This window comes from Pedobacter sp. (assembly GCF_035317785.1).
Lineage (GTDB): Bacteria > Bacteroidota > Bacteroidia > Sphingobacteriales > Sphingobacteriaceae > Pedobacter.
The window spans coordinates 1-11,756 of record NZ_DATHGC010000405.1 but is presented as its reverse complement, the minus strand read 5'-3'; the positions used below and the strand labels follow the sequence as shown (position 1 = coordinate 11,756).

The window sequence follows — 11,756 nt, the reverse complement described above, 5'->3', positions numbered from 1 at the left end:
ATCCGCTCAATGCACACGACCATTCAAGATGGGCATGGCACTCCTGCCCGTGCTGTCCGCCGATGTTCCTGAAAATGGTGTCTGAGCTGCCCAACTACATCTATGCGTCTTCGGGAGACCGTTTGTTTGTAAATATGTTCATCGGCAGCGACGCCAGTATCCGTCTGAACAACAAAACCTCAGTGGCCATTTCACAGAAAACCAATTACCCATGGGAAGGAAAAGTTACGGTAAATATAGATCCTGAAAAACAATCCGCTTTTAGTTTAAGCCTCCGTATCCCGGGATGGGCAAGGGGAAAAGAGAATCCTTACGATCTTTACCGCTCCGATCTGCGTTCATCCTACACGCTGCTTGTAAACGGCAGTCCCGCGCAATCTGTAATGACCAACGGCTACGCCGTGATCAGCCGGAAATGGAAAAAAGGCGACCAGGTAGAACTCCAGTTACCGATGAAACCGCGTTTTGTCAGCGCCAATACTCAGGTAAAAGATTTGAGAAATAGTGTTGCTATAGCTTCCGGACCTATCGTTTATAGTCTTGAAGCTGCTGACAACAATAACGTTGAACAGCTGCAGATCGACACCACTGCTGCATTGCAATTGCAATACCGGAACGACTTGTTAAATGGTGTGAATGTTGTCACTGGCAAAACCGTATCCGGTAAAACATTTACAGCTGTTCCATATTATGCCGTCGGGAACCGGGAAGCAAAAGGTTATAAAGTCTGGCTTCCGGTCCATCAGACTTCCCGCATTAAGGTAAATGGCAGCAAGGTTGAAAACAAGATCAGCCCGCTCCTCTACGGTTCCAATATTGAAGATGTAAATCACGAAATCTATGGTGGTTTTTATGACCAGCGCATATTCGGTGAAAGCTTTGAGGAGCCGTCGACAGGTGTAAATTACAACCAATGGCGGAGATATACCGGTTACTGGACGGCAAATGACGGTGCAGTTGCCATCATGCCCGGAAGAAATACAAACAGTGATGTCGTGATGAATGGTACACACCCGATTGGTGTGGAACCAGATCAAAGCGCCAAACTGATCTACGAACCCAGGGAACTGGCCAACGGCATTGTTGAAGCAGAAATGAAATTTACCGGAAAAGGCGAAAGTGCTGCCCTGCTGGTCCGTGTTGCAAACGCAGGTGTTGGCAATGACGCTTTTGATGGCTATGAGATCAGCCTGAACAGGGATGGCAGGAAAATAATGGCAGGCAAGCACCTGCAAAATTTCGTAACATTAAAAGATGCGCCGGTAAGCTTCGACCCCAAAGCCTGGAATAAAGTAAAAGTAGTGCTCAAAGGAGCAAAAATAGAAGTATACCTTAACGGTCAGCAGGCACTTTCCTTTACCGATGAGCTCAGTCCCCTGCTCAAAGGAAAGATAGGTCTGCGTACCTGGAGGTCTGCAGTGGAATTCAGGAACGTCACTATACAGGAAAACGGAAAGACAGAAGCGCTTCGGCTGGTCAATGCCGCGAACGAGCAGCTGAGCTACAACTGGGACATCATCCGTTCTGCTTCCGCGAAGGCGAGCTTTGAGCTGGACAAGAATATGGCCTATAATAGTAAAAACTCGCAGGCAATAATACTCAGCAGCTCTGGCAAAGCTGGCATCGCTAACCGCGGTCTGAACCGCTGGGGCATAGCGGTGCGCAAGAACCAGGTGCTGCAAGGCAGGGTATACTTAAAGTCAGAACAACTTACAGGTCCTGTAAGCATAGCATTAGAAAGTGCAGACGGCAGCAAGACCTATGCGGTAAAACAACTCGCCGGAACTAATGCGTCCTGGAAGAAATTTCCTTTTACACTCACTGCAAATTCCGGTGATCCTCATGCGCGGCTGGCCATATCTATCAGTTCAAAAGGCAAACTCTGGGTGGACCAGGTGGTATTGATGGGTACCGGTGCCGACCAGTTCAAAGGCCTGCCGATAAGGGCAGACATTGGCAATATGCTGGTGGCCCAGGGCCTAACCTTTCTGCGCTATGCCGGCACTATGGTCAATTCTCCTGAATACAAGTTCAAGAACATGATCGGGGATCCCGACAAGCGCCCGTCCTATCGAGGGCACTGGAACCATTACACCAGCAATGGTTTCGGTATCGAAGAATTCCTGAAATATTGTGAAGCAACCGGTATCACCCCTTGCTTTGCCATCAACATTTACGAAACGCCCGAAGACATGGCCGATATGGTGGAATACCTGAATGGTGATGTGTCTACCCCCTGGGGTGCCAAACGTGCTGCAAATGGGTACTCCAAGCCTTATGGTGTGAAATACATTGAGATTGGCAATGAAGAGGTCATCTTCAACGGCGACAGCAAAAAAGCTTATGAAGAATATGTAGCGCGTTTCAATCTATTGTATAATGCGATGAAGCAGAAAGACGGCAGTTTGAAATTTGTGCATGCCGCCTGGTGGCGTCAGGGCTCTTCAAATATGGAATATGTTTTCCGGGAGCTCAATGGCAAAGCCGATTACTGGGATTTGCATGTAGGCGGCGACGATCCGAAGGCTGGACTGGATACCGATAAGCAACTGACCGAAATGCTCAGACAGCTGAAGCAATGGGATCCGCAGACCCAAATGAAGATTGCTGTTTTTGAAGAGAACGGCAGCAAGCACGGCATCCAGCGGGCGCTCGGACATGCCACTAACCTCAACGCCATCAGAAGACATAGTGAATCGGTGCTTACTTCAAGCCCGGCCAATGCACTGCAGCCTTACCTGCAAAATGACAACGACTGGGATCAGGGGCAAATCTTTTTTACAGCTGACCGGGTATGGGGTATGCCCCCGTTTTATTCGCAAAAAATGCAGGCAGAAAACCATTTGCCTCTGCGCGTGCAAACTGACGTTGACGGGCCGCTGGATGTAACGGCGACACGCAGTGAAGATGGCAAGACGCTGATGCTGCATGTGGTGAACACCGGCAGCGATGCGTTACACACCAATATTGAACTTATCGGATTTGAAGGGAGAAAAGCAGAAACGGAGGTCTTTGTAATTTCCGGCGAACTGAACTCCAGGAACACACCGGCGGAACCTGAGAAGCATAAAAGTATTGCATCAAAAACTATACTCAGTGGCAACGCTCCTGACTACGACTTTCCCGCACATTCGTATACGATACTGAAATTCATCAGGTAACAGGATTTCAATCATTACCTCCAAGCCTTGCGATTAAATTTGCAAGGCTTTTTAGGTTAAATAAACAATAAACTACTATTTCTATAGATTTTATTTTTATTATTGAAAATAATAGTATATTTGCATCAACAAACAACTGTTGACAACCTGAACAAAATGAAAACAGATCTATATTTTATTAAAATCAAGACAAAAGCATCTCACGAAGAAATGGTCGTTCTGTCAGACTATTGTTGTTGTTGATGCAGCCTTTTTAACTGCTGTCCGGCAGTAAATTACCCGCAATCCCCTATCATATTGAGTATAAACAAAGGATGTCAAAAACATCCGAAAGGGTGGCTATTGCGTTTTTTTCGCTAAGCCAGTCCTTCTAAACAATCAAATTAACGCGCATAAAACAAGACAACTGCGCATAAACAACAAATAATCAAGTTTTAAAATCATGAAAAAAAGTTTACTTATCCTCTTTTCACTTTTGCTTTCGGCAAGCTTTGCTTTCGCCCAGAGCACGGTAACGGGTGTCATTAAAGGAGCTAACGGTGTTCCTGTACCCAATGCAACTATATTGATCAGAGGCACAAAAATTTCTGTAAGTGCAGATGACAAAGGTGCGTTTAGCATCAGTACAAAACAAGAACCGCCATTTTATCTTCAGGTCAGTTCAGTTGGCTATAAACCGCAGGATTTCCAGGTTTTAAAATTTCAGGACACTCCTTTAGAATTTTCCCTGGTTGAAAACGCCGATCTTGATGAGATCGTTGTAACGTCGAGAAGACGTTCAGAGGTTTTACAGGATGTGCCAATTGCGATCACGGTAATCGGCGGTCAGGCCGCAGAAAACGCTGGTGCTTTTAACGTCAACCGTTTAAAAGAGCTGGTTCCTTCTGTGCAGCTGTATGCGTCAAATGCACGTAACACCACGCTCAACATCAGGGGTCTTGGGTCAACATTTGGTTTGACCAACGATGGTATTGATCCGGGAGTTGGCTTTTATGTAGATGGTGTTTACCAGGCCCGTCCGGCGGCTACTTCTACAGATTTTCTTGATATCGAGCGGATAGAAGTTTTGCGCGGTCCTCAGGGAACCCTGTTTGGTAAAAATACGACAGCAGGTGCATTTAACATCACCACAACAAAACCGACCCTGACACCTGTAGCAAAGGCAGAATTTAGTGTCGGCAATTATAATTTTATACAGGCCAAAGCTTCGGTTTCCGGGGCCGTCGCAAAAAATCTTGCTGCAAAATTGTTTCTATCGGGCACGCAAAGAGATGGTACGATCTACAACGTAGAGGAAGAACGTAAATACAGCGGTCAAAACAACCTTGGTTTAAAAGGTCAGTTGTATTATACCCCTTCGGAGAAATTGCAGGTATTGTTAAGCAGTGACGTGAGCTTCCAGCATCCTGCCGGTTATCCGCTTGTAGTTGCAGGTATCACTGCGACAGAGAGAAGCGCTTATCGTCAGTACGCTAAAATCATTACTGATCTGGGCTACCAGCAACCTAAAGTAGATCCTTTTTCAAGAGAGATCTATACCAACACGCCCTGGAAACAAAACCAATCTATCGGTGGAGTATCTGCAAACATAGATTACAAAATTGGCAATGGAACATTAACCTCTACTACCGCATGGAGATTCTGGAACTGGGATCCAACCAATGACAGGGATTTCACAGAATTTTCTGCGCTGACTAAATCGCAGGGTAACTCCCGTCATGACCAATATTCTCAGGAGGTCAGGTATGCTGGTAACCTTACCGAGAAAGTAAGTGGTGTAATTGGTGTATTTGTCCTTGCACAAAACTTAAAAGGCTTGTCTCAGACTGAAGAAGTTGGTAAAGATCAATGGAGGTTTGTACAAACTGCCGCAACAGGTGCTCAGGCCCGGTACTCAGAACCAGGTTTATTAGATGGTTATGGTATCACAACCAACTCTACCATCAAATCAATAAGTGCCGCGATTTTTGCACAGGCTGACTGGGAATTTATCGAGCACCTGCACGTTTTACCTGGTCTGAGGTTCACTTATGATAAAAAAGATGTGGATTATGACAGGACTACTTATGGAGGACTTCAAACGTCTGATGCTGCTTTGCTGGCACTGAAGGCTGCTGTTTATGCCAATCAAAAATTCAATACCAGTACTGACAACGAGAATTTATCAGGTAACATCACACTGTCTTACCGTCCTACAACCAAGGTAAATGTTTATGGAACTTTCTCTACTGCTTACAAACCGGTTGGTGTGAATGTAGGTGGCTTGCCTACTACTGCAACAGGAGAAGCAGATCTAACTGTTGCTGTTGTAAAACCGGAATATGTCCAGCATTATGAGATAGGTGCCAAAACTAAACCGGTGAAAGGTGCCATTTTAAACATCACTGCTTTTCAGACTGACATCAAAGATTACCAAACCAATGTACAGTCTCCACAACTGGGTGTAAACAGGGGCTATCTTGCCAATGCTGAAAAAGTGATCGTAAAAGGGCTGGAAATTGATGGAACCTATCAGCTGGGAAGATTCCTGAGTTTAAACGCCGCAGTAGCTTATCTTGATGGCAAATATGACAAATTCACTAATGCACCGCTTCCACTGGAAGAGACCGGTCATACTGAACTTGTAAATAACGTAGCTACACAGGTGGCATTTAAGGATGCTTCAGGAGGCAGATTGCCGGGTATCTCGAAATGGAACACTTCTGGTGGTGCAGAGGTTAGTACTCCTGGTAAAGTGGGCACAAGAGATGGCAGGTTCTTTATTGCTGGTGACATAAGTTACCGTTCGGAGTACTCTTCAAATCCAACGCCTTCAAAAGTGTTAAATGTTGAGGGTTATACATTATTGAACGCCAGATTCGGATTCAAATCAGACAGGATCTCTATTTTCGGATGGAGCAGGAATATTGGAAATACCAATTATTTCGAACAGTTGCAGGCTGCAGCCGGTAACTCAGGTTTGTATGCCGGTGTACTTGGTGACCCAAGAACTTTTGGAGCTACGCTGCGCTTTACTTACTAAGCGCTTTTGAGGTAGTTAAGCCATGATTTAAATATTTTGGCTTCAAACCAACAAAAACCCCTGCAAATCATATGACTTGCAGGGGTTTTTTGTTTTTTATTTTTGCGAAGTGCCTCTCGACTATTTTTTTCCTGTGAGCATTTTGATCGAATCTACTTCAACCTGTCTGTACGGTGTTCCGTCCTTTCTGAAAATATCATGGAACCAGGGCTTAGGTTCTCCCCCATTAGGCATAGGGTTATTCCAGGCATAGATCGTATTGGTTTTTCCTGCAACCAATCCCCAGTTGTAGGCACCGATATTTTCTTTTTTCAGAATTGGCATAATATTGCTGAACAGACTGCCTCTAGTTCTGGCCATATATTCGGTACAGATCAGCGGGCGTTTGGACACGCTCCTTAAGGTATCAATCCACTTTTCGTGATCTTTTACATCGCCATAGTTGTGGTAGGTGGTTACATCAGAATTCTGGATCTGATAATCTGAAAGTTCCTTCAGGGCAAGTTTCCAAACTCCAACAGAAAGCGGCTGACTAGGGTTTACCGTTCTGCCCCATTCAAATACTCTTTTGAGCAGATCCATACTTTTGTTTCCATAGTCTGAATTTCCAGGCTCATTGTAGAGGTCCCAAAGGACGATGCGTTTATCATCCTTGAAAGTGGTCAGCACATCTTTTGTGTAGGCCTCAAGGGTATCAACAAGCGTAGAGTCCTGATGATACAGGTCTCCCGGATCCCTGATCCAGCCGGAATTGTGAATGCCTGTTTTTGGCTCCGGCTGTTTCCCTGTTTTATAGGTTGGGTTCCAGCAATCATCAAATAATACGAATAAGGTTGAAATGTGGTGTTTGTCGGCGATGCCCAGATATTCCTTCATTCTGTCTTTAAAGCCCTCTTTGTCCTGCTGCCAGGCGGCATGATGCAGGTACACCCGCATAGAATTCATGCCTATACCTTCTGCGTAGCCCAGTTCCCTGTCAATTGTCGCTGGATCAAAAGTTTCCTTCTGCCACATTTCGAGCTGGTTGATGGCTGTGCTCGGGATAAAATCACTGCCCCGAAGCCAGCCCCATTGTTCATACCATTTATTGGCTTGTTCAACTGTCCATATATCGCGTGGTTTTTGATCTTCGGCGGTGGTTTGCCCATCCGGTTTTTGCACACATGCCTGTAAGGCGAGACCAAACAGGAACAATGCCAGGTAATAGATTTTTAGGTTTCTCATCTCAATTGTTCTTTTTGTAATTATAATTTATTATTGGTGTTTTCTTCTGAAGATACTGGATATAAGAGTTTAAAACTTGTTTCATCAGCTGTTAAAACTTCTTCTTCCTTATCTTTTTTTATAAATTTTACATCAATCAGTCCTGTCGATCTCGGCGACACTTTTGACGAAGAATAGTGTGTGTGCATCACATATCGGTAATTCCCCGACTTATCTTTAAACAGATCCCCATGCCCTGTGCCATTGTACTTTAACTTTTCCCTGCTGATGATGGGGCCGCCACTGTATTTCTTCCAGGGTCCCACCGGTGACCGGGCTGTTGCATAGCCGACCGCATAATCCTTACTGCGAAAATCATTGGCAGAGTAGATCAGGTAGTAAAGCCCATCATGTTTGATCACAGTGGGTCCTTCTGTAACTGGCCATTCTGTTTTTTCGGTATTCTCCCATGCCAGAGTCCCATTGATACATTCCGTGGCGGTTTCCTGAATGACATCAGACAGGTCAGATTTCATTTCTGAAACATAGATCCTGTTGCCTTCTTTCAGTTTTACATGATACAGATATATTTTACCATTAGGGTCAAAAAAAACAAAAGGATCAATCTGCTTCCCAATCCCCGACAGCGCTTTCAGCTGTTTCTGCTTAAATGGCCCCAGAGGACTGTCACTCTTTGCGATCGCAATTTGTTCGTCGGCGGTATAAGCCATGTAGTAAGCATTGTTATGTTTAAAAACCTGTGGCGCCCAGAAACCTTTAGTGCCGAAAGACTCTCCTTTCGACAAAGCAAAACCGTTGTTCTTGCCAACGGGGCCCTTCCAGTTCTTCAGGTCTGCTGACTGGTAAACTTCAAATCCCCTGTCACTGCTTGTCCCATATAAATAATAAGTCCCATTGTCCAGAAATATCGTGGGATCAGCAAGGGCAATGGGACCGGGTTCAAAATTACCGGATAATAGCGCCAGACAAACAGTGCTGGCGACGTATAAGTGTGCTAAAATTTTCATTCACCTGAGGGTTTAAGTAGGACAGCATCTATCATAACGGGTTCGCCAAAATTTGGAGTCCCGTCGGTATTCCAGCTAAACTTTTGCATTCTCGGACTCCGGTCATTACTGCATGCAAGGCCAGCGCGGGGATTTGCATGGTAAATGATCCAGTCTTCTGTGCCGTCAGGCGACTTGAAAAAGCCATTATGGCCAGGCCCGTAGGCCCCATTTTCCGGCTTCTTGGTAAAGACAGGCTGAGCAGATTTAGTCCAGTCTGCAGGCTTCATCGGATCGCCATTCTCCTTTAAACTTACCATCCCAAGCGAATAGTCGTCGGTCCAGCAGCCACTAGCTGAAAAGATTAAAAAAACATTTCCTTTTTTGTTCATCAGTATTTCCGGTCCTTCATTAACATCTGGTGTTCCTATCTTCTCCCAGTCATACTGGGGAACAGATATCTGCGCTCTCGGGCTTGCCATTTTCCAGGGCTCATCCGCAAGTGTAGAGATATAAAGGCGCTGCGTATTGTCAGTCGCCGAAATATGCCCGCTCCAGATGATATAATTTTTGCTGTCCTTAGAAAATACGGTAGCGTCAATTGCAAAAAAATCGGCCGCATTGTCTTTAATCTGTCCCTTTACCACCCATGTTCCTTTCGTAGGATCAGCATCACTGTTTTCGAGGACAAACATACGCTGGGTCGACAGATCGCCTGACGACCCGGCAGTGTAATAAATATACCATTTGCTGTTTAAAAAATGCAGTTCAGGCGCCCAAATGTTTTTAGAATCCGCTCCGGAAGCTGGCGCATTGTAGACGACTTTAATCTCTGCCCTGTCCAGCTGCGACAGGGTCTTCGTTTTATAAATCGAAATCCTGTTGCCCTGGGTGTTCATGTAGTAGTAAAACCCATCCTTTTGGATCACCCATGGATCAGGCCCGCTGCTGAGCAGCGGGTTTTTAAATGTGGTTACAACAGGAGCGGGTTTGTCGTCATTTGGATCGGCTTTCTTCTGGCTCTTGCTGCAACCGGCAGCGGCTTGTAATAAAAGGATAAATGTTACTGTTCTGATCAGCATAGCGGCTTATTAAATATTAGTAAAAATCATTTTGCTTGATATTGGTGTTGTTTTCAACTTCAGCTTGCGGTAATGGTAAACGGATATGTTTTCCCACTACAAAGTTTCTGAAGTCGGGATCGCGTAAAGTAACTTTATCCACGCCAGCCTGGGTATCCAGATCGCCCCAGCGTTTTAAGTCTGGCCAGCGTACGCCCTCTCCACAGAGTTCAAGTGCCCTCTCCATCTTCAAACGTTCTGCGAAAAGCGTTTTGTTGGTTCCAATACCTGGATAAGCAGTAGCCAATGGCGCCAGGTTAGACCTTTGCCTAACCCTATTCACATATTGGTAAGCATCGGCAGTTTGATTTAACTCATTTAAAGTCTCAGCGTACATTAAAAGCACGTCAGCATAACGGATAACCCTGAAATTAACCTGGTTAAAATAATCCTCGTTGTCACGATAGTAGTCACGTGATCCTTTTTTAAACCAGGCCTCATCAGCATTCCACTGCCAGCTTCTGCCGTAAATTTTGTCTCCAAAATCAGCTTCTAAAGCAGGATAAAATAAGCTGTAACGTAACCTTGGATCAATTGCACCACCAACTGTTTTTTCCTTTTTAAATTCATTAACCAGCCAGTATCTTGCCTGACCGTCAGACCATCCTATGCTCCGTGGTGCGAAAAATTGCGCACGGTTACTGCCCATCGCAGAGCCCGGACCATCGCCTTCTCCTGTTTTATTCGCATCAGAATACTGGATTTCAAAAACAGATTCTTTATTGTTTTCCTGGGTAGCGCGAAAGTTTTCTTTAAAATCTACCAGGTCGTAGTTTGATTTTCCCGCTCCGGTAACCAGGTAATCCAACGCAGTTTTTGCATCGTTCCATTTCCGTTGCTGCATGTATGCCTTAGCAAGCAGCGCCTGTGCTGCGCCTTTTGTAGGACGTCCAATCTCCACTCCGGTATATTGCGGCGGCAATATCGCCGAAGCTTCTGTTAAATCCTTTACAATAAATGCCCAGGTTTGTTCAGGTGTGGATAACGCGGGATAGTCTTCAGGTGTTAAAGGCTTTTCTACAATCGCCACATTGTCATACAGCACAACCGCATAGTAATACCAGAAGGCCCTCAAAAATTTAGCCTGAGCAATAATCTGGTCCTTTTTGGCTGCATCGGCAAAAGGGATATCAGGCACGTAGTTGATCACCTGGTTACACCTGAATACCGCCTTGTAAATGTCACGGAAAGTATTCACGTTGCCCTCCCAAAAGTTATAGTTGATGTATTGAAAACGTGTCCAGTCTGCCAGCTCAACCCAGGGGCTGTTACTAAACCCTTCATCAGAAGTAAGGTCCAGTCTGAAGTTCATCCATCTGGAGAAACCTCCTGTCTGGTAAAACATGTGATAGATTGCATTTACGCCTTTCTGCGCGTCGTCTTCGGTTTTCCAGAACTCGTCAGTCGGAAGCGTGTTTGGAGTTTGCTGATCCAGCAAGTCTTTTTTACAGGATATATTGATGCATAAAAACAGCAACAACGTCATCTTTAAAATATTTTTCATAATGTCTTTTTCTAAAATCCAAAATTTAAACCAAGGGATACAGTTCTCACATTCGGGAAAGCACCGAAATCATAACCTTTCTCATATATGCTGATGTTACTGAATTCAGGATCAAGCCCGGTATATTTAGTTATGGTGATCAGGTTTTGGGCTGAAACAGTGATTTGCGCATTTGAGAAGCCAACTTTTTTTGCCAGCAGGGCCGGCAGGTTATAAGATAAGCCTATGTATTTCATCCGTGCAAAGCTTCCGCTTTCCAGCCACCGGTCGGTATCGCCTCTGGAGTTTAGGGTTGATCCATAAAATGCCCTCGGTGTTTTGGTGTTGGGGTTTTCCGGTGTCCAGGGCTGTATACCTGCAGGATAATTGGAGTTGTCGTCAAACCGCTCTATTACGCTACGCGGACCATTGAACACCGTTGAGCCAATAGATGCGAACCAATCCATAGACAATTCAAAACCATGATAGGAAGCATTAAGGTTAAGTCCCATTTCAAATTTCGGCCATGGGCTGCCCACAACCGTTTTATCGTCATTGGTGATCTGCCCGTCCCCGTTATTGTCCTTAAACCTGATGTCTCCTGGTTTCGATCCCCCCTGTATCACTTTACCTGCGGCATTTTTATAATTGTCTATTTCTGCCTGGTTTTGGAATAAACCATCGGTCTGTAATACATACCACATTCCAATTGGCTCATTTAAAGCAGTAACCGTATTGCCGATATACAGGTTTTTCTTG

6 protein-coding genes and 1 pseudogene are annotated in these 11,756 nt (G+C 45.1%); 2 read left to right on the top strand and 5 right to left on the bottom strand.

Annotated features, from left to right (window positions below; genetic code table 11):
- Both VK541_RS25420 and VK541_RS25415 read left to right on the top strand, forming a co-directional pair.
- A partial coding sequence (locus VK541_RS25420) for a family 16 glycoside hydrolase (protein WP_324373461.1) occupies positions 1-3,161 on the top strand: 3,161 nt, incomplete at its 5' end.
- Positions 3,162-3,603: 442 nt separating this feature from the next.
- On the top strand, positions 3,604-6,183 hold the full coding sequence (locus tag VK541_RS25415) for a TonB-dependent receptor (protein ID WP_324373460.1): 2,580 nt from the start codon (positions 3,604-3,606) through the stop codon (positions 6,181-6,183).
- A gap of 120 nt (positions 6,184-6,303) precedes the next feature.
- Here the strand turns inward: VK541_RS25415 and VK541_RS25410 are convergent, their stop codons facing one another.
- From VK541_RS25410 to VK541_RS25390, 5 genes and pseudogenes are all read right to left on the bottom strand, one after another.
- The gene (locus VK541_RS25410) at positions 6,304-7,407 is read right to left on the bottom strand and encodes a glycoside hydrolase family 2 TIM barrel-domain containing protein (RefSeq protein WP_324373459.1); all 1,104 of its coding nucleotides are present in this window, start codon (positions 7,405-7,407) and stop codon (positions 6,304-6,306) included.
- A gap of 20 nt (positions 7,408-7,427) precedes the next feature.
- A complete protein-coding gene (locus tag VK541_RS25405; RefSeq protein ID WP_324373458.1) occupies positions 7,428-8,414 on the bottom strand; it encodes a glycoside hydrolase family 43 protein in 987 nt (328 codons plus the stop codon).
- Positions 8,411-9,475: a glycoside hydrolase family 43 protein gene (locus VK541_RS25400; RefSeq protein WP_324373457.1), complete on the bottom strand. Its 1,065-nt coding sequence runs from the start codon at positions 9,473-9,475 to the stop codon at positions 8,411-8,413. Before VK541_RS25400 ends, VK541_RS25405 begins: the two co-directional genes overlap by 4 nt.
- Before the next feature lie 16 nt (positions 9,476-9,491).
- A complete protein-coding gene (locus VK541_RS25395) occupies positions 9,492-11,018 on the bottom strand; it encodes a RagB/SusD family nutrient uptake outer membrane protein (RefSeq protein ID WP_324373456.1) in 1,527 nt (508 codons plus the stop codon).
- Between the two features lie 11 nt (positions 11,019-11,029).
- Positions 11,030-11,756 (bottom strand): annotated as a pseudogene (locus VK541_RS25390) (TonB-dependent receptor); the annotation flags it as partial.

Coding starts and splice junctions, on each gene's coding strand:
- VK541_RS25415 (WP_324373460.1), top strand. CDS start 3,604: ATGAAAAAAAGTTTACTTATCCTCTTTTCACTTTTGCTTTCGGCAAGC.
- VK541_RS25410 (WP_324373459.1), bottom strand. CDS start 7,407: ATGAGAAACCTAAAAATCTATTACCTGGCATTGTTCCTGTTTGGTCTC.
- VK541_RS25405 (WP_324373458.1), bottom strand. CDS start 8,414: ATGAAAATTTTAGCACACTTATACGTCGCCAGCACTGTTTGTCTGGCG.
- VK541_RS25400 (WP_324373457.1), bottom strand. CDS start 9,475: ATGCTGATCAGAACAGTAACATTTATCCTTTTATTACAAGCCGCTGCC.
- VK541_RS25395 (WP_324373456.1), bottom strand. CDS start 11,018: ATGAAAAATATTTTAAAGATGACGTTGTTGCTGTTTTTATGCATCAAT.